Origin of the sequence: Dysgonomonas sp. 216 (assembly GCF_010501065.1) — a bacterium.
In the GTDB taxonomy this organism is placed as follows: Bacteria; Bacteroidota; Bacteroidia; order Bacteroidales; family Dysgonomonadaceae; genus QVMM01.
This window is the reverse complement of sequence record NZ_QVMM01000004.1, coordinates 165,924-189,048: the sequence shown is the minus strand read 5'-3', so window position 1 is coordinate 189,048 and position 23,125 is coordinate 165,924. Positions and strand designations below refer to the sequence as shown.

Annotated in this window: 21 protein-coding genes; 11 read left to right on the top strand and 10 right to left on the bottom strand. The window is 36.7% G+C overall.

Translation table 11 applies throughout. The annotated features are described in order from the left end of the window. Positions 1–409: 409 nt before the first annotated feature. Genes D0T53_RS04240 through D0T53_RS04225 form a run of 4 tightly spaced genes read left to right on the top strand, consistent with a single transcriptional unit; the run spans position 410 to position 4,245 of the window. Positions 410–688, top strand: a complete 279-nt coding sequence (locus tag D0T53_RS04240; protein ID WP_163265400.1) for a hypothetical protein — start codon at positions 410–412, stop codon at positions 686–688. 59 nt (positions 689–747) lie between these two features. After that, the gene (locus tag D0T53_RS04235) at positions 748–2,160 is read left to right on the top strand and encodes a DUF4932 domain-containing protein (RefSeq protein WP_163265398.1); all 1,413 of its coding nucleotides are present in this window, start codon (positions 748–750) and stop codon (positions 2,158–2,160) included. A gap of 4 nt (positions 2,161–2,164) precedes the next feature. Next, positions 2,165–3,490, top strand: coding sequence for a radical SAM/SPASM domain-containing protein (locus D0T53_RS04230; RefSeq protein ID WP_163265396.1), 1,326 nt, complete (start codon positions 2,165–2,167; stop codon positions 3,488–3,490). Beyond that, positions 3,487–4,245, top strand: coding sequence for a cysteine peptidase family C39 domain-containing protein (locus tag D0T53_RS04225; protein WP_163265394.1), 759 nt, complete (start codon positions 3,487–3,489; stop codon positions 4,243–4,245). Before D0T53_RS04230 ends, D0T53_RS04225 begins: the two co-directional genes overlap by 4 nt. Before the next feature lie 407 nt (positions 4,246–4,652). Here D0T53_RS04225 and D0T53_RS04220 read toward each other — a convergent pair whose 3' ends face one another. The 5 genes from D0T53_RS04220 to D0T53_RS04200 all read right to left on the bottom strand — a co-directional run bounded on the left by D0T53_RS04220 (position 4,653) and on the right by D0T53_RS04200 (position 13,066). Further along, entirely contained in the window at positions 4,653–5,060 is a 408-nt protein-coding gene (locus D0T53_RS04220) for a hypothetical protein (RefSeq protein WP_163265392.1), read from the bottom strand. A gap of 42 nt (positions 5,061–5,102) precedes the next feature. Further along, on the bottom strand, positions 5,103–11,126 hold the full coding sequence (locus D0T53_RS04215) for an RHS repeat-associated core domain-containing protein (RefSeq protein WP_163265390.1): 6,024 nt from the start codon (positions 11,124–11,126) through the stop codon (positions 5,103–5,105). 7 nt (positions 11,127–11,133) lie between these two features. Next, positions 11,134–11,553, bottom strand: a complete 420-nt coding sequence (locus D0T53_RS04210) for a hypothetical protein (RefSeq protein WP_163265388.1) — start codon at positions 11,551–11,553, stop codon at positions 11,134–11,136. 443 nt (positions 11,554–11,996) lie between these two features. Next, complete coding sequence (locus D0T53_RS04205) at positions 11,997–12,173, bottom strand: histone H1 (protein ID WP_163265386.1); 177 nt, start codon at positions 12,171–12,173, stop codon at positions 11,997–11,999. Between the two features lie 5 nt (positions 12,174–12,178). Continuing rightward, a complete protein-coding gene (locus D0T53_RS04200) occupies positions 12,179–13,066 on the bottom strand; it encodes an IS982 family transposase (protein ID WP_163265384.1) in 888 nt (295 codons plus the stop codon). Positions 13,067–13,798: 732 nt separating this feature from the next. Between D0T53_RS04200 and D0T53_RS04195 the strand changes: the two genes are divergently transcribed. The 4 genes from D0T53_RS04195 (at position 13,799) to D0T53_RS04180 (ending at position 17,595) form a co-directional block, all read left to right on the top strand. Beyond that, positions 13,799–15,031, top strand: a complete 1,233-nt coding sequence (locus D0T53_RS04195; RefSeq protein ID WP_163265382.1) for a site-specific integrase — start codon at positions 13,799–13,801, stop codon at positions 15,029–15,031. Between the two features lie 126 nt (positions 15,032–15,157). Beyond that, positions 15,158–16,345: a site-specific integrase gene (locus tag D0T53_RS04190; RefSeq protein WP_255489386.1), complete on the top strand. Its 1,188-nt coding sequence runs from the start codon at positions 15,158–15,160 to the stop codon at positions 16,343–16,345. A 21-nt stretch (positions 16,346–16,366) separates the two neighbouring features. Continuing rightward, positions 16,367–16,735 (top strand): protein-tyrosine kinase, encoded by a 369-nt coding sequence (locus D0T53_RS04185; protein ID WP_185152970.1) that lies wholly within the window; start codon positions 16,367–16,369, stop codon positions 16,733–16,735. A gap of 53 nt (positions 16,736–16,788) precedes the next feature. Then, positions 16,789–17,595 carry a KilA-N domain-containing protein gene (locus D0T53_RS04180; RefSeq protein ID WP_163265378.1) on the top strand — a complete coding sequence of 269 codons (807 nt, stop codon included), beginning with the start codon at positions 16,789–16,791 and terminating at the stop codon, positions 17,593–17,595. Between the two features lie 268 nt (positions 17,596–17,863). Here the strand turns inward: D0T53_RS04180 and D0T53_RS04175 are convergent, their stop codons facing one another. The 5 genes from D0T53_RS04175 to D0T53_RS04155 form a co-directional block, all read right to left on the bottom strand. Then, the gene (locus D0T53_RS04175; protein ID WP_163265376.1) at positions 17,864–18,160 is read right to left on the bottom strand and encodes a helix-turn-helix domain-containing protein; all 297 of its coding nucleotides are present in this window, start codon (positions 18,158–18,160) and stop codon (positions 17,864–17,866) included. Continuing rightward, positions 18,157–18,468, bottom strand: a complete 312-nt coding sequence (locus D0T53_RS04170) for a helix-turn-helix domain-containing protein (protein WP_163265374.1) — start codon at positions 18,466–18,468, stop codon at positions 18,157–18,159. Before D0T53_RS04170 ends, D0T53_RS04175 begins: the two co-directional genes overlap by 4 nt. Before the next feature lie 213 nt (positions 18,469–18,681). Then, positions 18,682–19,272 (bottom strand): hypothetical protein, encoded by a 591-nt coding sequence (locus D0T53_RS04165; protein ID WP_163265372.1) that lies wholly within the window; start codon positions 19,270–19,272, stop codon positions 18,682–18,684. Then, a complete protein-coding gene (locus D0T53_RS04160; RefSeq protein ID WP_163265370.1) occupies positions 19,272–19,691 on the bottom strand; it encodes a DUF3408 domain-containing protein in 420 nt (139 codons plus the stop codon). The genes D0T53_RS04165 and D0T53_RS04160 overlap by 1 nt, the downstream gene beginning before the upstream one ends. Beyond that, complete coding sequence (locus D0T53_RS04155; protein ID WP_163265368.1) at positions 19,691–20,467, bottom strand: ParA family protein; 777 nt, start codon at positions 20,465–20,467, stop codon at positions 19,691–19,693. Before D0T53_RS04155 ends, D0T53_RS04160 begins: the two co-directional genes overlap by 1 nt. Before the next feature lie 624 nt (positions 20,468–21,091). Here D0T53_RS04155 and D0T53_RS04150 point away from each other — a divergent pair. Genes D0T53_RS04150 through D0T53_RS04140 form a run of 3 tightly spaced genes read left to right on the top strand, consistent with a single transcriptional unit; the run spans position 21,092 to position 23,100 of the window. Beyond that, positions 21,092–21,466, top strand: a complete 375-nt coding sequence (locus tag D0T53_RS04150) for a hypothetical protein (protein ID WP_163265366.1) — start codon at positions 21,092–21,094, stop codon at positions 21,464–21,466. Next, positions 21,456–21,806 carry a MobC family plasmid mobilization relaxosome protein gene (locus D0T53_RS04145; RefSeq protein WP_163265364.1) on the top strand — a complete coding sequence of 117 codons (351 nt, stop codon included), beginning with the start codon at positions 21,456–21,458 and terminating at the stop codon, positions 21,804–21,806. Before D0T53_RS04150 ends, D0T53_RS04145 begins: the two co-directional genes overlap by 11 nt. Continuing rightward, entirely contained in the window at positions 21,796–23,100 is a 1,305-nt protein-coding gene (locus D0T53_RS04140) for a relaxase/mobilization nuclease domain-containing protein (protein WP_163265362.1), read from the top strand. The genes D0T53_RS04145 and D0T53_RS04140 overlap by 11 nt, the downstream gene beginning before the upstream one ends. The last annotated feature ends 25 nt before the right edge of the window (positions 23,101–23,125 follow it).

Below are 23,125 nucleotides of genomic sequence, written 5' to 3'. Positions count from 1 at the left end.
CATACAGGGCGGATGGAGATTACTTTACTATTTTTTGTCTTAAGTTTTTTGACCTTAATTTCTTAAAATAGATAACCGTATTTTAATTTCCTTTTAAAAACACATATTAAATAACAATAAGAAAAGACTAATAGTCGAAATATCCCCTATTTATTCACTCACAGATCAAGATTGCACCCAGATATATAATCCTTTATATTAACTAATTAAACAAAATAACCCAGTAACATTTATATACTTCCTCCAATTTTAGTTAAAATACCTCTTCGTTTTTGTTAATTTTGGAGAAATCTTTGCACAAAAGGAAAGCGGGTGTCGAAAAGCTTATGGAATAGAGTAGACTTTTTATCTTTATAAAACTATGGAAAAATTTAAGATTATTGAAGAGGGCAGGCTTTCTAAATCCGAAATGGCTGAAATGAAAGGAGGCTCTGTAACATGTGGATTAAAGCCATGGGGAGGTACTTACTCTATACAGCATTGTTATGTATATCAGGTTACATGTACGTTAAATTATAAAAGTTGTAGTGATACTATACCTGGTGCATATACTACCTGTCTTATCATAACATATAATGGACAACCCGGCGGAGGTGGTAGTTATGAAAGAGTAGATGATACCCCTGGATTAGGTGATGCAAGAGAAATTTCTGAAGGTAGCGATTTCGATGCAAATTTTTATCGATAAATTATTAATGTCTTATTGGGGAGAAAAGGGTTTTCTCCCTTTTTTTATGTAAAAATATTATGAGAAAATATATTGTATTTTTTGTACTGAATTTATTCATTCTTTCTTTAGAAGCAGATAACTTTCTCCATTCAAAAGTGGATGAACGTTTTGAATTGACCAGCATTGTATTTAGACTGATTGATGCGGATGAATATGTAAACAATGATCTCGAAACATACGCTAAAGACATTGACGTTTATTTTACTCCATACAAAAACCATCCTCTTATAAAATACACAAAAGATATTTTGCGTGATCGGGACGAAATTGGTTATGATGCAGTTGCATCATCTACTACCTTACTTGTCATAGAAAAAGGAAATGTAAAATTGAACCCTAAGGCAGATATTTCGAAATATGTAAGTGTAGACTATAGATGGAAAGAGGAAACTTTAAAACAATATGTGAAATTATTAAATGATTTTTACAAGAAAACCAAGTTCAGAGAGTTTTTTAAAAGCCATGCAGAGCTATATTCCATAGCTGAAAATCGTTTTGATGAGCTATTAAAGGAAATTGATATAAACTGGTTTGAAGATTTTTTTGGAAAATCTTTTGGCAGCCCCAAAGTATATCTTAGCTTATGCAATGGCAGAAGCAACTATGCTTTATGGGATTCTTATTTAAAAGATGCCCCAGACGAATATGGAATAGTTATAGGAGCTTTCCTTACAGATGAAGATAAAACTCCTTTCTTCCCTAATAAACGCTCTATTACTACTACAATTATTCATGAATTCGGGCATAGATTTACCAATCCGTTAATGGAAAAATATGCCGATCAGATGGTTGACGGGGCTCAAAAGATATACCCTTATGTAAAAGAACAGCTTAAAGCAGTTGCATATGGAAATGCAAATGTTATGCTGGGAGAAGGATTTAACAATCTATTTGTCAATATGTATTACAAGGAGCACCCTGCTGGATTTGAGAAATATACTATTGCAGAACATGAAAGATTTGGGTTTGTCTGGATGAATCGGGCTGTAAATTTTGCGGAGAATTTTTATATTAATAGAGAGGTTTATCCTACCATTAATGAATTTATGCCTCAACTTGTGGATTTTTTTAATTTTACGGCAAGCAACATTAAATCTTTAATGAAAGAATATAAAATGAAAGCCCCACAGGTAATAAACGTTTTCCCTGCTTTAGATAGTGAAGTCGATTCAGATATAAAAGAGATAAGAGTCGAGTTCTCTCATCGTATGTGGGGGTCAATGGGTGTTTATCCATTAAATGATAGTATATTCATTTCTCCTATATCTCAAGGTGATCATTGGTCAAAAGATATGAAAATGATTGTATTCCCTGTCTCTTTAGAGAAAAATACGAAATATGGGCTGAAATTACCTAAAGGAGCTTACCTATCAGAGGATACTTATCCTATGTTGGAAGATTTTGAGGTGAGGTTTAAGACAAAAGAGTAAAAGAATGAAAATATCAAAATATACATTCTTTTTTTCAGACAATGATAATTATTACATATACAACACATTGTCTAATTCGTTATTGCGGATCGATGAAGAGTCATATGATATTCTTAGTCACTATAAAAAGGCTAAAAGCGAAATTCAGAAAGATAAAATAGATTCCGAGTTATTTGAGATTTTGAAGAATAAGTATTTTATCACGGAAAACGACAAAGATGAATTCCTGTTATATAAATCTATTATTGAAGGTCAACGAGCACAAAATGAAACAATGCATTTGACCATTGCTCCAACAATGGACTGTAATTTCAACTGTCATTATTGCTTTGAGAAAAAAGAAAAATCGTACATATCCTCTGAAGTAATAGATTCTCTGACAAAATATATATCCTTAAATAAGGAACTTAAGAATATCCATATTACCTGGTTTGGAGGAGAGCCTCTTATGGCAATGGAACAAATAAAGGAATTCTATTCGAAGTTTAAATTAGTATGGGACAAAAAATGTATGTCAAATATAATAACAACGGCATACCATATAACACCACAAGTAATTGAAGATTTGAAATCTGTGGATATATCTTCTATACAAATAACTTTGGATGGGAACAAAAACAGCCATAACAAAATAAAATATACAGATGATTGTAACGATGTATTCTCTCAAATAATCAGTAATATCGATTTAATAACAAAAACAGCTTCTGAAATAGATGTTTCGATAAGGGTAAACCTGACAAAAGAGAATATGGATGACTATGAAAGCCTGTATTCTTTTTTAACTAAAAGATATAAAGGAAAAAATTTGGTGGTTTCTCCGGCATTTGTAAAAGACCGGGGATGTAATGATTGTCTTACAGACGCTGATAATTATTTCTTTAACAGAAAAGAATGCTCCGAATATATTCTAAAGTTATTTAAGGAGAAGGACATTTATACTCCATTCTTGCGGTATCCAAGCCGTTTTTTTGAAGAATGTGCCATTCGTAATAAAACTGCAATCGGAGTAGACCCGGATGGTTATGTTTATAAATGCTGGGAAATTATAGGTAACAAAAAATATGCGATAGGAAGACTGATAGACGGGGAAATAAGAGATGTTAATTTAACTGTATTAAACCGACAGCTATATGGTGCAGACACTTTAGATGATCCCAAATGTTCCGGATGCTCATATTTGCCTATCTGTAACGGAGGTTGCCCTATTCATCGAATAGAAAATGAATTTGAAGGCGGCAATATGGATGTCTGTACTTATTACAAAGGTTTTTTACCTGAATTTATGAAAATACATTTAGGATTAAAAAAGAGGTACAATAATTCATGAAACCTTTCCCTTCGTTCATTCAGCATGATGCTATGGATTGCGGTCCTACATGCCTGAAAATAATCGCAGCTTTTTACGGAAAAAAGTTTTCGTTGGAAACACTTCGGGAAAGATCTTCCTTAACCAGAGAAGGAGTTTCATTACTAGGCATCAGCGAAGCCGCCGAGAGTATCGGTTTTCGAACAATGGGCGCGGCGATAAGTTATGAGAAGTTGAAAGATGCCCCTTTTCCATGTATTGTACATTGGAATCAACAACATTTTGTTGTCGTATATAAGATAAAAACAAAAAAGTCTGTTGACTACATAAATGTTTCAGACCCAGCAAAGGGAAAGATTAAATATACCAAAGATGAATTTTGTAAGTGTTGGTTGAGTTCTAAGTATAATGGAGAAGATACGGGAGTTGTATTATTACTTGAACCTACGCCAGATTTTTATGAAATCGATGAAAAAATAAGTAAAAGAGGAATTTCTTTTTTGTTCACTTATCTCCGTCCATATAAGAATTTGATGGGACAACTATTCTTGGGACTTTTATTTGGTAGCCTTTTGCAATTGATATTCCCTTTCCTTACCCAATCTATTGTCGATTTTGGTATAAATAACCAAAATCTGGGATTCATTTATTTAATATTGATAGCTCAGCTTATGTTAACCTTTAGTAGTTGTTCTATAAATATACCCTCCATTGTGATAAACACTACTCACAGTACTTGCTTTCGCTGCACTTTTAATACTCGGAATTCCTATTGAAAACAGATATCCCCACCCATATTGCTGGCTTTGGATATAATGCCCGTATTCGTGCATAAATAAAGGACTATTTACGACAGTAAAGTTCCCATTAGGCTCAAAAACTGATTTATCATAAGGTCTATCTATATTAATATTTATATAACTACCTAAAGTGATACCATCATTTTTAGACGAATTATCATTTATTACAAAAGTTGCCCCATCAAAATAGCGAACTTTATCGACTTGCCCAATTCCATTTCGGATATGAGAATAAGAATTTCCTATAAGTGTCTGAGGTAACTCCCATGTGAATTTCGAAAGGGCTTGTTGATGATCACCTTTCCATAAGCCGTAATCAATATTGACGGCATTGGAGATAGAATTTAGCGAGAGGTTTACACCCCCCGCTAATAAAAACCATTTTACTTTTCATCTTCATAAACAATAGTCCAGTTGACTTCTTTCTGCCGCAGGTATTGCTCATTAACATCATATCTTTTTAGAATCATATAATCATCCCTGACTTTATCCCATCCGTACTTTGCTATCGTATCCTGATCGAGAAAAAATACACAAACCTTGCTATGTTTAAGATCTTTGGTAAAGCCAAATCTAGTATAGTCATTAAAAATAGGTTTTGTGCGGTTTTTATTTGGCAATAAAGTGTCAGGATAGGTTGGCTCGCCGTAATCTTCACCTCCAATATAAATAACAACATTACGTTGGCTAATATTTTTCAAATTAATAGCATTATAATTATCATCCGGACATGCGGTAAATATCATTGTCATCAGAATAATACATGGAATTATAAATAAACACTTTTTCATATATTAAATATTTATGTTACTTTCTATTAGACCAATTTCTTTCTAGTATACTACCTTATTATTTATAGGATCATAAATCCATGGAAATATATTTGAAGGATTATTTACAGGATATTTATTAAAATTCCATTCTTTAAATCCTTTAGGAATAGATGGCCGTGCAAAATAATCATATGCCATATCGTTAGCCCATTTTTCAGTATAGAAATAATTTTTATCACTAGTACCTATCCAGCCTATTCTATTTAATAGACTAGGAGCTCCTACTGTTGGCAAATATAATAGTCCAAGCATTTGACTCTGTAGGTAATGTCCGTATTCATGCATCATCATATCATCTGCTACCGGAGTGAATTTGCCCCCATTCCATGATGGTTCAAAAACATCTTTTGTGTATTCATCTCTGATATTCATGTTTATATAGTTGCCCAATGTTACACCATCATAATTGCTGGAATTATCATTAATAACAAAAGTAGCTCCGTTATAGTATTTCACCTGATCAACATATCCTGCAATGTTTCGTGCATGAGACCATGAATTACCAACCAATGTCTGTGGCAACTCCCAAGTAAAGCGGGATATAATCTGTTTTGGATCACCTTTAAATGCGCCCCAATCAATTTTTACAGCATTGGAAAATCCTTGCCAAGTCGATTTAAAGATATTTTTACCTCTGAATACACCCTTCCAAAAACCACTTACTCCTCCCCATATCCATTTAAAGAGCTCTCCATTCGGGTCATTATACTTCAACGGATTATTGAGGCAATAAGAATACCTGTTGAAATTCTGGCTGTTATAAGGGTCTTGCACATACGGGTCTGGCGATAGGAAGCGTCCAAGTACAGGGTCATACAGGCGCGCATTCATATTTATCAGCCCGTACATCGTCAGATGTTCGTGTCCGGTATATCCTCTTCCTAATAGAAGTACAGGTTCACTGCCCGAAGTATAGATGGTCTGATTGGCCGGATTGCGCAAACGTCCCCATGCATCGTAGCTTAGCTCCTGCCTCACTGCTCCCGAAGCGTTGGCCACATGTGTGATGCTGCCCAGATAATCGCGACAGATATAGTAAATTGCCCATGTGTTGCCTTCTTTTACATATACGGCCGCTGCCGAATAAGCGTCACCACCAAGATACAACCTTTCTTTGTTTCCTGCAACAGCTTTATCTATTTCGTAGCGTCCGCCATCGAGGTAGTAACGGGTAAGTTCATCTGTGCCACTTTTCTTGATGTTCATCTTTGTCCTTTGTCCGTCACTATTATAAGCCAAAGTTGTCACATAATTATTTTCCGTAATGGAAGTTGGACGCATCATCGTATTGTAGGCTATAGTCTGGTCGCGCAATGGTATTTGTGATGTACCTGATGGCGTAAATTCAGCAATGGCATACGGCCTACTAGTATTATAAGCAAATGCACCCACTGTTGATATGCCAAGTATATTGCCATTGTTTGCATAAGTGACGGTTTTGCCCGGCAATGTTGTAAGTCGGTTCATCTTGTCGTACCCAAAATTTTCCACTTTGTTGCGGATGCTATCCTTTCTCCATGTCAGATTTCCGGTTCGCGGATTGAAGCTATAATTAACATGCTGGATAGCTGTACCCGATGTGTTCCTCGTAACTCTACGTACCGGCATTCCATAAGCGTCATAACCATAAATACGTGTCAATCCGCCTGTGGTTACCTGCGAAGGGATACCCATATTGTTTTCGGCATCAAGCCGCCACACGGTAGTTCCTGCAAAGGCAATTGCCTTGAGATGTCCATTCTGGTAGGTATAACTTTCTGTACCTATATTTGCCGATGCTTCGGAAGATTTATACGTTATTGAGGCCAGCACTCCGTCTGTTGCATTATAATTATAGGATTTCTCCATCCATTTGTTGTCGGCAATGGTTTCTTTTTCTGTTTTTATTTTATAGTAATAAGTAGGATCATATGTAACAGTTCGGCTTGTACCATTGGAAGACGAAACAGCACTTAGCAATCCGTCCCCATTATATGTATGGGTTGTCGTTACGCCATCAATCGTTTTAGTTTTTAAACGGTTATATGTATCATATGTCATTGTTATTATTTTACCTCTGGCATCGGTTTCTTTATTGATATTACCACTACTGTCATATCCAAAGGTTCTTCGTCCGGCACTAGGATCGTTTATAGCTGTCTTACGTCCATACTTGTCATATTCGAATGTCGTAGATACTCCTGCTGCTGTTGTAGAAGTCAGTTGTCCGTCCGGTCTGTATTGATATGTAACCGTCCCAGTCATATCAACCAATGATATTATCTGTCCAAGCTGATTGACGGTTTTAGTTTCGGATATACTATCAATAAGGCTTGTTGTCACATTTTTGTTATAAGAATATGTGTCTTTTTTGCCTGAAGCGTAATTCAATGATTTTGTTCTGTTATGTTCATCATAGACATAAGAATTCCATAAAGAAGCTGTTGTCCCTGTAAAAGGGATAGATGTCTTATATAGTCTGCCCTGATTATCATACTGATAATCTGTCTTTAACTCTTTTCCATCAAATCGTATTTCACTTGACCTGATAACCCGCCCCAAAGCGTCAAAATATTTTTTGGTTGTAGGACTAGCCGTTTCTGTTTCGGTGATACATATCAAACCATATGTGCTTGTACTCCAATTGCGACTTGTGGTTTTTACTCTGCCATCAGGAGATGTTTCGGATAGCAACCTACCCCATGTGTCATAGGTATAACTGGTTTCTAATCCCTTGTGGTCTTTGACAGATTGGAGCGTTCCATTCATATTGTATGTACTTTCTTTAAATCTACCCATAGGGTCTGTTACCCTTTTTATCCTGCCATTGTCGTCGTAGGTATACTGGGTAATAAGCCAGTCCGGTGAAGTATAAGGCTTTTGTCTGGATTCGGTTAGCTCTTTATTAGAATATGTATTTGCAACTTCCATTACTAAATTATCATTTACATATGATTTTACGGATAATGGTTGATGATATGTATTGTAACTCAAAACTTTTTTGTTAATTATAGTTATGCCATTGCATTCGCTTTTTTCCGACTCTTCAGCTACCTCATTTAAGTAATAAAGATTCGTTCCTGTAAATGAATTATAGATTTTAGTATTTGTTTTTATAATTCCATTTCCATAGTTAACTATTTCTGTTAATGGGTTTTCGAAAGTATCATAAGTATAAGTCGATGTTACAGTAAATCCATGTAGCAGGTCTTTTTCAGTTTTCTTCTTTAGTGTGATACTCCTGTTTTTCAAGAATTCAACTGTGATATCATATTCATAGGTATTATCATAAATATTATCATAACCTGATTTTTTGTTTTTTAATATTCCCCATTGATAAGGGTCATATGTATCGATCTGATTATTGGAAGGTAATAGTTTATCTTGTGTTGATACTTTCTGAAATCCACAAAAACCGAGTCCTTTCTTATGTATAACAGCATTTGAGTAAATATAACTTATATTTTTTACGAGGGTATTGTTTACTTTTTGTTGTAAAGCTGTTGTTACCAGAAAACCACCATCAGCATAATTATAAAATGGAAATTCAGCATCTGTCCCTTTATTAAAGAATATATTAGTTCCATTAATTTTTTCATTAAGCCGATTATAGTTGAAAGAAGTTGTTACCCCGAAACTATTAGAAAAACTTGTAATAATATTTGCCTTGGCATAGTCAAAATTGTAATTGTAGCGAGCAACCTTCCCTCCAGAGGGAGAGATTACAAGTAATGAAGTAAATTCATTAGTACTCTGAATATTGATAGGTATGGGTAGAGAGTTTTTTGTTAGAGTGATTCCAACGCCCCTTTCATATTTACCATTAAATATAATATATGAATTGAATGTGGTATTTGTCGAAACAGACTGGTCTGTTTTGGTTAATTCAGTTGCCCCGTCCCTGTTTAAATCCTGAACGCTATAATGAATCTTGTCTTTATTATATGCGTTTGATATTGAGATATCCTTGCTATCAAATTGATATTTACCGGTCGAATAATATACTTTCCATGTCGTATTACCATTTAAAGGTGGGGCTAATATTAAATCTGTTTTTCCATCGCCATTAAAATCGCCTGACATCATATAACGGTTTCTATAAGTATTCCTAGTAAGGGATGTAATTGTTGATACACTCGTTGGAACATTATTTATATTAAATGAGAATATCTTCGTATTAGATGCTCCTATGAGGCATAAGTCAGACTTACCAACGCCATTAAAGTCTCCAATAAATAATTCATCCGAATTATTTATTATTGTAGCTTGATCTCTATTAGCTTCTTCTACACCATGTGTAAGTAAAAAATAGTTGAAAGGAGATCCTTCGTATAACTTTTTATTTGACTCTAAATCAAATAAGTATACCTTTGTCGGGTTTCCTTTTCCCATAGTATTAGAGGAAGAAATAACTAAAATTTCTGTTTTCCCATCACCATTAAAATCACCTGCATAAAAACATTTAGGTGTAACGCTTCCGACGCCTTGGTAATCAATTAATGGAAATTGAAAAGATCGTGAATATTTGCGTACTAGACCAAACAATAAGTCTGCTGTATAGACATGGAAATCAATCTTATCATAACTACCTGAAACATAATTATTGATCTTTATTATCTCTTCATCTTCATATTCATCTAAATTCGCGCATAAAACATCTATAAACCCCACACCAGTCTTTAAATTTGTGTAAGGCATCGAATAAGTACCATCTAATCCAGAAGAAATAATTATATCTTCATTTCCTGTATATTGATTAGCTATATAGTTAGTTGATCCTTTTTTGTATTCATAATAGGCAGCTTTATTAGGATACATAATAATCCCATCATCCTGAGCCCCATATTCAAATTTACCCCGTTGTATGCGAATAGAGGCCGGATCTGTGAAATTATACCAATACGGCATTGTTGCTGAACCATTATTTTTAAAGGTGTGGGACTGGCCAGAAATTCCGTAGTAAAAATTCAGAGTATTCATTGAGTTAGAACCGTCAGAAAGCCCGATGCTATTCAATAATCTTGTTTCACTTGTTGAATAGTCTAATATATATGATTTCAATTGATTAGAATTATACTTTACATTTACGTAACTGATCATAGCATTCTTTAATAATTTATTTCCTCCTATATATTCAGTTACTTCTCCTACACTTCCTGTTCCCCTATATTTTATTTCCACCTGATACTCATTATTTTTCCCATACGTAATACCCAAGATTCTACGATGATAACCGTTATGGGCATGGTAATCATAGGTATAGGTTATTGAATTGCCCTGAATATCAGTCATTTTTGTTATGGGGTAATCTGTTACAGGAATACTTTCATTATTGAAACCATAAATAGCTATCACTCCATTCGGATATTTTACCTCAAAATGTGAAATAGTTTCTATAGAATTTATCGTTTTGGGATATCCTGTCACTTTTATATTTCCACTTTCAGTAATATATGTGATTTCTCTTATATTAAAGGTTTTTCGTATTAATCGTAATCCATCTAGTGAAAAGACGTCTAAATAATCGTTTTTCATTCCAATAGGTAAATTGTCATAATATCCATCCTTATTTGTTCTTGAAATTGTTGATATACCAGATAGTGACCATCCATAACCCATGTCATTCCTTTTTCCAAAACTATTGTAGGTGAAAGCCAGTTCAGGAGTTAATCCAATAGGGGCTTTTGGCAATTCAATCGGAACATTTATGTACGATGCCCCATTGGGGGACACTCCGCTTGTGTAAGCAATCTCCCCGACACTACTACTTGTGTTGATTGATGCCGCTAACGTAGAAATTGATCTTACAGCCTGATTCTTTCCATGAAAAAAGACAGAATCTGTTTCATTGGCAATGTAATTCGTAGATAATAGGTTCGCAGTTTCAGTAAATTCGATTATATCTGTCAATCTGTCTTTAATGGAATCCAAAACCAATTCTTTTTGTTCAACCGGTATCGTTGCTATTTGATGTAAGGTCATCTGTGCATGAATATTTATAGAGAGTATTATCCCTATAAACAAGGTTATTATTATCTTTTTCATGAGACAATTATTTAATAAGTTTATAGGATGTTTTTTCTCCGTCTATATCTACCAACAAGATATAAATGCCTGATGGATGACGGCTGATATCAAGGTCTTCCCTTAGATGCTTGATTTTCCGGGTTAAAACAGGCGTACCCTTAGTAAATGAGTAAACGGCCATCGTTCCGTTCTTCATTCCTTCCAATGTTGAGTATTCAACTGTTATCTGTCCTTTTATTGCAGAGTAGATTTTGACTTCCCGTTTGGAAATTTCTTCTTTAATAATCTGTTCTGGTTGTTCGTTTGCTAGTAGCGATTTTGTGGTTACAACTAATGTCTTTTTTGTCCTATTTCCAGTCTGGTCATATTCAAAACTTACTTTATTTTGGCTATACGCATACAGGGAGCATAACAGGACTAAAACAAATAATAATCTTCTCTCCATAATAATTAATATTTAAAGTTTTATCTATACAAGATACTTCCAATCTTAGTATACTTTATGCCTTTCTTTTTAACATATAGTTTTTTTTTAAAATGATTTCTTTTAAAATGTTAATATCCAAAATGATAGTTTATAAAAACATAATACAAATACAGTTTTTTGTGTCATTTATCTAAGATAACTGGTATTTATTTTCTTACCTTTTGTTATTAAGTATGTAGAATAACAAAATCTGATTGATTTTCAATTAATAAAGGAGAGGGAATAGAGAAATAGGTAACGATTTGGTAATAACCGGAATACCTTACTCTGCTTAAGCTTTCATAAATTCAAATAGTTCTTTAGTCAAAACATACATTCTTTTTTAAGAATCAGCCATAGGCAGAAACAGAAAAAGATTATTCCGGAAAGAATAACCTTTTTCTTCAGGTATTAAAAATACCTTATTTTTTAGAATCTTCGATTGATACTTTTCTAAATTCTTTCAAAGCCTTCTCAATAGCCAAAGATGTTTTTCTAGCGCGTGTCCCGGCTGCTTTGTTTCCGTTTTCGGTTTGTAATACTGCATCTTTTGCAAAGTCTGCAAATAACCGGTTTAAATTTTCAACTAAATTTTTCATTACTCTTACCCGTGGTGCATTAAGACAATCACGGTTTTTAAGTTGTTCATATTTCGATTATTTAATTTGTTTATGAGTTGTATAACAGTCAAAGCCATAATCTTAGATAGTATTCTGTTCTTGAATCCATCAAAAGATTTAGCATAATTTCTACGAATCATAAATTGGTCGCACAGTTGGGAAAACAAGGTTTCAATGCGTTTTCTTGATTTTCTAAAGATATAGGCTTGTGGCTTATATTCTTTTTGATTCCTACGCATTGGAACTTCAAGCCTTATTTGATTAGATGAGAACAAATCCATCTGAGAATCAATGCTTAAATATCCTTTGTCTCCTAAAACCGTACAATCTTTATACATCGATTTAATGTTTTTCAGATAGTGAATATCGTGTATGGAAGCTTGAGTTAAATCAAAATCAGTAAAAACGCCATCAATAGTGCAGACAGCATGAAGTTTATAGCCATAATAATTGCACGATTGAGAAGCACAATAGCCTTTATCGGGAGCTGTTTGGTAGACTTCTTTGCAAACCTGGCTGCGAGAACTACGACTTAATTTACAAACTTCCAATGGCATACTGTCCACAATATAATAATCTTGAAGACCAATATTATAAGCCAATTTTTTACGCAATAAGTCTCGATGATAAAATAATCGACGCTTCCTTCGGTTATAGGCACTGCGTTCTACTTTAGATAGCAAATCAACAGGTAATTTTCGGAACAAATCTCGCTCTGAATCAATACCTAAAAATTCAGGAGTCAAGTCAATAGCAATCAACTCAATATCTGATAGTTTAGGTGTACGTATTTGATCTAAAAAATTCTTCTTACTTTCTACTGATTGCAATGTTTTCAATATTTTTTCGTAATTTCGAATGAAGTTGTTCATATATTTAATCGTTTGTCAGACAATTAAATATAATCATTTATTTGATAATGAGCAACTTCTTTTTTATTTATATAAATGCACCACAGGTAGACAAAAATAAGTTTATTACCCGAATAATTATCTGTATATTTGTAACTAGAAGTTAGGCTCACAGCGGTCTGCCAGCACAAGATAAAAGACATTTTTTTTAATCGTTACGAATTCGTTACGGTAAGTCTTTCAAGAAAATATAACACACTGAAAATTTAGCTATTACGAGATAAGAAAGCGATCCCGCTCGGATCACAAACAAACAAGGCAAAATGGGTAAAGCTCTGATTTTCACGAAAATCGGAGCTTTTTATTTTTCATAAGTTGCACATATAAATGCCTTTTAAAGCAGGTTTTCAGTTACCAAACTATGCACCTAAAAAGCAAGAACGGATAAAACGGCGTAAATAGCTGACCCATTGGTGCTAACTTCATTAATCTTCTCTCCACTGCAAGCAGTAAAAAAGCAAGATATTGTGTATTTCGGAAGACTTTCCGTTACGAATGCGTTACCTGTTTTTATATTGCAGCAACCATTCAAACAACGGATTTTCCCATGAAAGAAGAAGGATTCTTGTCTTGTTCTTCTGTTATGTAAGAAATAAGCCTGAGTCCGGGTTTTTATTCACTGAATCACAATTTCTTGCGTAACATTGATTAGCTCTATAACAGTTAATTTTGTAACCTGTAAAAGAGTTAATTATGACAGAAGTAAAAGTAAATTTCTACCTCAAACGAAATGAGGAGAAAGCAGACGGAACAGTTCCCGTTCTGGGACGTATCCGCATCGGTAAATCAATGGTGCAGTTCAGTGCCAAAGTGAGTGTTCTTGTATCCCTTTGGGATACCAAGTCCGGCAGGGCTACCGGAAAAAGCAAAACCGCCCTCTCCATTAATGCATCCCTGAACAAAATCTGCGTAGCCATCCATTCCGCCTATCGGGACTTACTGATGAAAAAGGAAAATGTATCTGCCCAAGATGTGAAAAATGCGTTTCAGGGTATAGCATCCGAACAGGATACCCTTGTGAAATACTACGAAGCACATAATCAGTCTTTTCTGAAAAATGTCGGCGTAAATAGGTGCATGGAAACCTACAAACGTTATGGCATCTCCCTTAACCACCTAAAAAGGTTCATGCGGAAGAAGTATAATGTTGGCGATGTGTCTTTTCAGGCATTGACCCCATCGTTTGTTGCCGACTATGACTATTATCTGCGTGTAGAACTCCGTTTTGCTCCCCAGACGATTGTAAATATTATTGGACAACTTCGTAGAATCGTAAAAATAGCCATCAACAACGGTCTTCTCCGTAATGACCCATTCATCGACTATGAATTTATAACGTCGCCCATTGTCCCCAAATCCCTGACATCCGCAGAGTTGAAGAAGCTGATGAATGCAAAGCTATCCCGACCCAACCTAAACTTTATTCGTGATATGTTTTTGTTTTCATCTTTTACCGGCATCGCTTTCAGCGATATGCGTAGTCTGACAGAACAAAATCTTTCTATTGCCGAAGATGGTGTCCGGTGGGTACATCTCAGAAGAAAGAAGACCGGAACACCTTGTCATATTCCATTGTTGGAAATTCCCTTGCAATTAATTGAGAAATATAAAGGACTGGCGAAAGACGGTAAATTATTCCCAATGATCAGTTGCAGCAAGACCAATATCTATCTCAAACGGATAGCTACGGAATGCGGTATAGATAAGCGAGTTACATTTCACATGGCAAGGCATTGCTATGCCAGCGTAGTAACTCTCTCTCAGGGAGTTCCGCTGGAAACAGTAGCTGAATTACTCGGTCATCGGGATTGGAGAGCCACCCGCATCTATGCACAGGTAAGCAATGAGAAAATCGGTGAAGATATGTGCCACTTGAATAAACGTCTGTCCGGCAAGTTTCATTTGACGGAGAACAATGTACTATAATAAAGAAAGGAGAATATTATGAATACAAATAATAAGAGCAGTCATTCCAATACTACTTACAGCACTTTCGCAGTTCTGTTTTATATCAACCGGCAGAAGATAAAGAAAAACGGCATGTGTCCGTTGATGGGCAGAATCTCCATCAATGCAAAAGTAGCCCAGTTTTCTGTCGGAATAGATATTGACCCATCACTATGGGATGCAAAAGCCTACCGCATGACCGGCAAAAGCCGTCATGCCGCCGAAACAAATTATCATATAGAGCAGCTGACAGATAGAATCAATCGGTACTATAAACAGATATTGGACGAGCAGGGATATATTACGGCGGAGCTTGTTAAAAATGCCGTAAGTGGTATCGGGAGGAAAAAAGAAAACTTGCTGGAACTCTTTCACGAACATAATGAAGAGTACGCCAAACAGATAGGCGTTACACGCTCGAAAGGAAGCATTAAAGCTTATGAAGCTGTAACTAAACAGACAAAACGCTTCCTGCATATCCATTACAATATGGAAGATATCCCGTTACGGCAACTGGAGTTATCCTTTATAGAAAAGTTCGACTCTTACCTTCGTATCGAACAGGGATTTACCGCCCATACAATATCTACCTATACAATCATTCTTAGGAAGATAGTCCGCAGGGCAATCAGTCAGGGGACGTTACATAAAAATCCTTTTGCTGCTTATATTCCCGAACAGCCTCCCCGTAAGCGCAGGCACATGACTCTGGAGGAACTGGAGAAGTTCATGAACGTTCCGGTAGTCTCCAAACGCTTGTGCCATACACGGGATATGTTTATTTTCGCGACATTCACGGGTTTGTCATACGCGGATATGTGTAACCTGTCAGAGGAAAATATCCATAAAAGCAGGAACGACAGTTTCTGGATCGACATCAACCGGCAGAAAACAGGCATCCAGTGCAATATACCCTTGTTGGATATCCCTTTGCAGATAATGGAAAAGTACAAGCCCGAGCGCAACGGAAATAAAATATTCAAGATGCCATCTCCCTCTTGCGTTCAGGTCAATTTGAACAAGGTCGCCAAATTATGCGGAATTGAAAAGCGGATTACCTACCATCAAAGCCGTCATAATTTCGGAACCCTTATTACGCTCTCCCGTGGAGTTCCATTGGAAACGGTCAGTCAGATGATGGGACACAAATGTATTCGCACCACCCAAATTTACGCAAAACTTACCCGGCAAAAAGTTAATGAGGACATGAAGAAAATTAGCGACCGCATCGGTCGGAAATACAAATTGCCAGTTCAAAGTAATGGCAAAACGAAGAAAAACAATGCAAAATAACGAAATTCAAACCGGACAATCATGAATAGAGAGATAATAACCATAGAAAACGGCACAGTATCCGTTCCGGCATCAACTGAAATCTGGATGACACAGCATCAGCTTGCCGATTTGTTCCAATGCTTTGTAGCCAAAATAAATACGAACGTTCGTGCCATCCTGAAAACCGGAGTATTCGATGAAAGCAAAGTTTGCCGGACTTATCATTATAAGAATGGCAATAGCGTAGAACAGTATAATCTGGAAATGATAATCGTTCTTTCGTTTCGGATTCAATCAAGAAATGCAGAGGTATTTCGGAAATATATAGTTGAAAAATCCATCAGAAATGAGGAAACAACAAGGCTTATACTTCCGTTACATATGATGGATATCAATAATTTAAACTAAATTTGTAGAACCAAGTTGTGGCTAATTTGACACAATTAAAAACAGGAATAATAATGGCTAAAATAAAAGTACAAGAAACAGAAGTTACAGTTGTTAGTATCAATAATGCCGATTATATCTCTCTGACGGATATTGCAAAATATAAGTCAGAAGAACCATTTATTGTGGTTGTAAACTGGATGCGCAATCGAAATACAATTGAGTATCTAGGAATATGGGAAAGTTTGTATAACCCGAATTTTAAACCTATCGAATTCGATAGGTTTAGAAAAGAAGCCGGATTAAATGCTTTTACCCTCTCTCCTCAAAAATGGATTGAATCGACAAATGCAATAGGCATTATTTCAAAATCTGGACGATACGGTGGGACTTTTGCGCATAAAGATATTGCCTTCAAATTTGCAAGCTGGATTTCGGTTGAATTTGAATTGTATATCATCAAAGAGTTCCAACGCCTTAAAGAGCATGAACAGCAACAACTTGGCTGGTCAGCCAAACGGGAACTGTCGAAAATCAACTATCATATTCACACGGATGCAGTAAAGCATAATCTTATACCGGAGGAACTTACCGCTCAACAAATATCAATCGTGTATGCCAGCGAAGCGGATGTATTAAACATGGCTCTTTTCGGTATTACCGCAAAGCAATGGCGCGATGCTAATCCTGATTTGAAAGGCAATATCCGCGATTATGCTACTATTAACGAACTGATATGCCTGTCTAATATGGAAAATATTAATGCTGTTCTGATAAATGAGCAAGTGCCGCAACCGGAACGACTGCAAAAGCTCAACCAGATAGCTATTCAACAGATGCGGGTATTGCAAGAAGTTGAAAATCGCAAATTGTTGAAATGACACATATTTCATCTAACCGGCGGCAGGCTTTTCATTTTTTAAGCCTGCCGTTTTTTATAGCCCTCTTTCATCTGAACACAAAGAAAAAAGAAGGAAATAAAACGACAAGGCTAAACCCTTCGGGTATTTTGCCAAATCTTCCTTTTTCACGGGACGAAAAAGAGTATTTACCAAAATAGCCTTGTCTTATTTATTCTCCTTCCATTAAGAGGTGTTTATCAGTCGAAAAAGGAAAAGATATTCAAGAGGATTAGTGTGTGCAAAACAGCTACCTGAACTTATCCTGACACCCATCCTCCAATAGCTTTTCAATATCCGATGACCGATACAGTATCTTGCCGCCCAGTTTGATATAGGGAATACGTCCTTCGTTCCTGTAATCCTGTAGACTCCTCCGGCTCAACTTTAATTTCTTGGAAAGTTCCTCATCCGTATAGAAACTTTCTCCGTTTAATGTCGGCTTGCGAGCTGTAAACAGCTTCTCTATCGCAGTAGATAGCCGTTCGAGTGAAAGGAAAAATGATTTTACCCTTTCGTTTTCTGATGTAATTAATTGATTGCTCATACCTGTTTTCCTTTATATTTAGCTTGTTTGCGTTTTTCTTCTACTACTGGAACGATTTTTTCCACGTCTTCCGGTTTGTAATAAGTTTTATGGCTGATTTGGGTATATGCCAATGTTCCGTTATCCCGTAACGTTTGAAGTGTCCGCTTCGAGATGTTCAAAAGCTGGCATACGTCCTGATTATCCAACCATTCTTTCATGTCCCTGTCTCCATGCAAGCGGCATAGATGCTCCATCCGACTTGCAAAATCTTCAAACTTGGAGAGCATTTTTTCGAAAGTTTGTGCTTCAATGTTTATTATTTCCATATCTTTATTTTTAAGTATTAATTTCAATCGAAGCACAAATATATATACAAAAAATCGGTTAAATAGCAAAGAATCAGACTGTGGCAGCATTTGTCCGGGGTTGTCCGGGGTTTCGAAGACAAACTCATTTCAGAAATGGAAAAATTTTGCTTTAAATAAGGAAAACAGCCTTCGAAAAATCAATCCGAAGGCTGCCCTGTTTTATACGTTCCATTACTCACGTATAAATTTTCGGAACTCCTCATTTCTGATAGAATCGTAAGGAGCGTTCCCTTCTGCCTGTTCAAAAGCCAAGAGGATACGTTCCTGTGCACGAGGTATCCGTGTTATTATCTGCTCGAAAAGATCTGTATCACAAAGTTCGAACGCTACATTTAAGGCAGCCTCCTTTTCCTCTCTGTCAACAGTTCTGCCTGATGCTAAACCTCCCAACATCTGGAGTTCCTCATAAGAAGTCCCACTCTTCCATCTTCCTATTTGCCGTGCCCTTGAAATAGCGGCTACGAAGTTTTTCTCTGTCAATTCTTCGAGCAGTTCTTTACTTACCAGCGAGCGGGCAACCTTGACACGCAATTCATAAGTACGATTCTCCACATAAAGCGTAGTATCCTTGAATCTTTTTGACATTGAGTCTATTACTCTCTTGTATGCTTTTACCACCTGTCCCCAAGTAGCATCATAGATTCTTTTCAATAGTCTACGGTGCATATCGCCAAAAGCCCTGCGTAGCGGACCACTCAGGAGCATCCCTGCCCAAAACCACAGGCTAACCAATACATAGGATTTTATAAATACTTCGTTCATTATTCTGTCGGGTTTATATTATTCGTATGGTAAATGGTATCTATCTCTTCTTTGAACGTATCCAGATGGTTCAGAATGATATTCTCCACATAGCTACTTATAGTCGCTTTTGATTCATCCATCAGGTGGACAATCCGCATCAACCGGCGGTGGGTCGTGGCAGTTATGTACAGCGGCTTCCGGTGAGTGAAGTCTATCCGGTTGAAGAACAAGCTTTGATAATCTGCCTGTGGTTTGCGCTTTCTTCTCTCTGGTGGTTTTGCAGGCGGTTCAGGAACTTTGGATACTGGTTCTGTAACTTCCGAATCCACGCTGGCGGACTTTACTTCTTCCGGTGTTGTATTCTCCATAGTCTTTTCCAACGGCACACCCTGATGTACCATTGAGCGGAGTTTATCGAATTTATTTTCTGTTGCCATTATAATTGAGGTTTAAAGTGAATAATCTCCATAATTTCATTAACCAGTAAATCCAAGTTGCTGCCTTTGAGTAAATTCCTATCAGCAGGAAAGATTGTGGATAGAAAAACAGCATCGCTACCCTCGATGGACTGTTCCTTGTCGTAGCGGACGGATTGCGGGATAACTGTCTGCATCAACGGTAATCCAAATTGCCTGATAACTCCCTGATAGTGTTCAAGCCAGTCTTTCTTGATACGTCCATCGACACGATTCCAAAACAGATGGATCGCTTTCAGGTTTAAATCCTTGTGTTCTGCCAGCAACTCACTAACAGGAATAATGAAAGAGAGGGTGCTCTCCATAGACATCCGTGAAGGAGCCATTGGCACGAAAACATAATCCATCGACATAAAGGTTGAAATTACCCCATCGTTGTTGATGGTTCCCGGCAGGTCGAAAAACACCACATCATAGTCGGCAGGTTCGCCAGCCAAAAACTCACGGGCTTTCAGGATTGCTTCTTCCGGTTTGGAGCATACGATGGGATAGGTCTGTTTACCCAGGGAATCAAACAGGGCAATAGCTTTAGACTGATAGTGCAGGTTGGTCTCCAACTGCCGGATTTCACGTTTACGCATGTCGTAGACACTGCATTGCGGATAGTCGCAATCCATTACAGCAACATTCAGTCCCTTGAGATAATGCAGATAGCTTGCCACGAGTACTGTAAATGTACTTTTACCGACACCTCCCTTTTGAGTGGAGAAGGCGATAAATAACGGTTCTTTTTTCATCTTGTTTTCAATTTTTAGAATTACACATATTGATATTTGTAAGTTTTTCAAGCTTTATTATTTTGTTGTTTTCAAGCTTCCTTGTTTTCAAATTACCAAACCGCCAAGTTTTCATGTTTGATATTTTTCAAGTTTTCAAAATGTAAAATCAACTTGAAAAACTTCTAATCAGAAAAACGGTAGAGATTGAAATTTGTATATTATCCTGTCTATAAAAACTGCCAATTTCAAACTTTCCAAACTTTCAGCAGCGAATGTATAACATTCTGTTTGTCAATATGCAATGTCGGTTTCTTATGCATTGAAAGGGTGCGTTTTGCACCAAGTACATGCTATTAGGAAGACTATTTGAATAATTGCAGGACAAGTATGGCTTTTTTATCTCTCAATGGTTTGTCGGAATTTACATTTGGCAAATCGGGGCAATTCGCACTGATTGCTTTCCGGTCAAACAAGCAATATATAGCAGAGTTATACATGTCAATCCGGCTTTGACATTAACCGGATATTATTAATTTTCTTCGTGGTCTGAAATATTAAAATGACAGACCGATGAATGAAGAAAATTATTTTAAGGCGACCTCCAATTTAAGTCGCATTAGAGAATCCGGGCTTCTACGTTTTATGCCCCGGATAGTGTATAACAGTTGCCGCCGAAGCAAAAAACAAAGAGCCTCTCGCCTCTTTATTTTTTTGCCGTCGTCAAAGGAGCAAGGTAATCACACAGGTAACCCGAAATTCGCCTTCGGCTCTTTCTTGTTCCTCCTGTGCATACCTTGCCCTGCGGGGCTGCGAACTCCTGCACCCACTCCCGATGGTCGACAGGTTTGGGTTCGCTGGACAACCTTTCCGTTATTCTCCCGATGGTCGCATGGTGGTCAGGTTGTCTTGCAAGCCTTCGCTTCATCTCCCGGTGGTCGCTTTCGTTTTGGCTTGCCCGGCTATCTGAATAGCCGGAAAGATTCCATAACCTTCAAATGTATATGTTATGGAAGATAAGAAAGAAGAGAAGCCCAAACGTGGTCGTCCGGCCAAGGAGAAAGAGAAGTTAAATTGCTCAATCAATCTCAAATTGACAGAGAAAGACTTCGGTTTAATCAAGGAGAAAGCGGAGAAAATAGGGATGAAAGCTACACGATATGCACGGGAAATGGTGCTTAAAGGAAGAGTGAAATCCCGTTTTACATTGGAGGAACTTGACCTTATGCGAAAACTTTCAGGTATAGCAAATAACCTGAACCAGATCGCTAAGAAAGCTAATCAGGCAGGATATATTGCGGAAAGCATTAATATAATGGGAATGATGATCAGAATTAAAAGGATACTGGATGATCGCTAAGAATATCAAGGGAAAGTCATTCAAGGGATGTGTATCATATGTGATGAACGATACTGCCAAGTTGCTTGAAGCCGAAGGAGTGCTAGCTTCAAGTAAACAGGATATTATCCGCAGTTTTGCCATGCAACGTTCCGGCAGAAAGGAAATCAAGCAGCCTGTCGGACACATTCCATTGTCATTTGCTCCCGAAGATAAGGATAGAATGACGAACGATTTTATGGTACAATTAGCTAAGGAATACATGGAAGAAATGGGCATTAAAAACACCCAATATATCATTGTCCGGCATCACAACACCGACAATGAACACATTCATATTGTCTATAACCGAATTGACAATAACCTGAAATTAATATCAGTCAACCACGATTACAAACGGAATATCAAAGCTTGCAAGAAACTAAAAGACAAATATGGATTGACTTATGGGAAGGATAAAGAAAGGGTTAAGCGAGAGAAATTAAGGAATCCGGATAAGGCAAAATATTATATCCATGATGCGATTAAAACCGTTCTACCGAATTGCAAAACACCTAATGACCTGCGATATAAGCTTCAAAAGTTCGGAATTGAGCTTGACTATAAACATAAAAGAACAACATCTGAAATTGAAGGAGTATCATTCCGATACGGAAATATCTCTTTCAAAGGCTCTGAGGTAGATAGAAAATACAGCTTTGGAAACATCAAAAAAGTATTAGAAAAAAATATCGAGGAATCGAAAAAACGAGGAGAGGAAGAACTTTTACGGGAACAGATGGCACAAAAAGTAAGGCAAGAGGCTATGTTAAAAGTCAAACAAGAAGACGAAGAAAATGCGAGGAAAGAAGACGAGGCAAAAGCACAAGTAGCCAAACGGAATATTATTATTAAAGGTGTGGTATTGAGTGATGAGCAAGAGAAAACGCTGCTGGGCAGTGGTCATATATTCCTTGAAAATATGACAGCTAAGGATGGAAAAACTCAATTCTCAGCTTATGCTTTCCTAAATGATGAGAAGAAACAGGTGTTGTTCTCCTATGACAATCCTGATGAGTTTGTGAAATACGGCAAGTATGAAATGCGTATCCGGGATAAGATTCTGATTGAAAATGGGTATATGACCAAGGCTAAAGTAAAATGGTTTGGAGGAGTAAATTATGCCTATCCATTTCTTTGGAAAACGAATAAGTCTGATGCCGAATATAAAGAGTCATGGAATGATCCAAGGTTGCCGAAAACTCAAAAGGAGGAACAGAAACAAAAGCCAAAGCAACCTATTATTCAACAGAAGAACAGAGGGAGGAAGAGGTAAATAAACAACATACGCAACGATTTGG

What these genes read in the sequence shown, in the direction of transcription:
- D0T53_RS04165 (WP_163265372.1), bottom strand. Translation starts at nt 19,272, where the DNA reads ATGAACGAAGTATTTATAAAATCCTATGTATTGGTTAGCCTGTGGTTT.
- D0T53_RS04180 (WP_163265378.1), top strand. Translation starts at nt 16,789, where the DNA reads ATGGCTAAAATAAAAGTACAAGAAACAGAAGTTACAGTTGTTAGTATC.
- D0T53_RS04185 (WP_185152970.1), top strand. Translation starts at nt 16,367, where the DNA reads ATGAATAGAGAGATAATAACCATAGAAAACGGCACAGTATCCGTTCCG.
- D0T53_RS04190 (WP_255489386.1), top strand. Translation starts at nt 15,158, where the DNA reads ATGGGCAGAATCTCCATCAATGCAAAAGTAGCCCAGTTTTCTGTCGGA.
- D0T53_RS04225 (WP_163265394.1), top strand. Translation starts at nt 3,487, where the DNA reads ATGAAACCTTTCCCTTCGTTCATTCAGCATGATGCTATGGATTGCGGT.
- D0T53_RS04210 (WP_163265388.1), bottom strand. Translation starts at nt 11,553, where the DNA reads ATGGAGAGAAGATTATTATTTGTTTTAGTCCTGTTATGCTCCCTGTAT.
- D0T53_RS04200 (WP_163265384.1), bottom strand. Translation starts at nt 13,066, where the DNA reads ATGAACAACTTCATTCGAAATTACGAAAAAATATTGAAAACATTGCAA.
- D0T53_RS04170 (WP_163265374.1), bottom strand. Translation starts at nt 18,468, where the DNA reads ATGGAAATAATAAACATTGAAGCACAAACTTTCGAAAAAATGCTCTCC.
- D0T53_RS04215 (WP_163265390.1), bottom strand. Translation starts at nt 11,126, where the DNA reads ATGAAAAAGATAATAATAACCTTGTTTATAGGGATAATACTCTCTATA.
- D0T53_RS04220 (WP_163265392.1), bottom strand. Translation starts at nt 5,060, where the DNA reads ATGAAAAAGTGTTTATTTATAATTCCATGTATTATTCTGATGACAATG.
- D0T53_RS04160 (WP_163265370.1), bottom strand. Translation starts at nt 19,691, where the DNA reads ATGGCAACAGAAAATAAATTCGATAAACTCCGCTCAATGGTACATCAG.
- D0T53_RS04205 (WP_163265386.1), bottom strand. Translation starts at nt 12,173, where the DNA reads ATGAAAAATTTAGTTGAAAATTTAAACCGGTTATTTGCAGACTTTGCA.
- D0T53_RS04175 (WP_163265376.1), bottom strand. Translation starts at nt 18,160, where the DNA reads ATGAGCAATCAATTAATTACATCAGAAAACGAAAGGGTAAAATCATTT.
- D0T53_RS04230 (WP_163265396.1), top strand. Translation starts at nt 2,165, where the DNA reads ATGAAAATATCAAAATATACATTCTTTTTTTCAGACAATGATAATTAT.
- D0T53_RS04150 (WP_163265366.1), top strand. Translation starts at nt 21,092, where the DNA reads ATGCCCCGGATAGTGTATAACAGTTGCCGCCGAAGCAAAAAACAAAGA.
- D0T53_RS04235 (WP_163265398.1), top strand. Translation starts at nt 748, where the DNA reads ATGAGAAAATATATTGTATTTTTTGTACTGAATTTATTCATTCTTTCT.
- D0T53_RS04195 (WP_163265382.1), top strand. Translation starts at nt 13,799, where the DNA reads ATGACAGAAGTAAAAGTAAATTTCTACCTCAAACGAAATGAGGAGAAA.
- D0T53_RS04155 (WP_163265368.1), bottom strand. Translation starts at nt 20,467, where the DNA reads ATGAAAAAAGAACCGTTATTTATCGCCTTCTCCACTCAAAAGGGAGGT.
- D0T53_RS04140 (WP_163265362.1), top strand. Translation starts at nt 21,796, where the DNA reads ATGATCGCTAAGAATATCAAGGGAAAGTCATTCAAGGGATGTGTATCA.
- D0T53_RS04240 (WP_163265400.1), top strand. Translation starts at nt 410, where the DNA reads ATGGCTGAAATGAAAGGAGGCTCTGTAACATGTGGATTAAAGCCATGG.
- D0T53_RS04145 (WP_163265364.1), top strand. Translation starts at nt 21,456, where the DNA reads ATGGAAGATAAGAAAGAAGAGAAGCCCAAACGTGGTCGTCCGGCCAAG.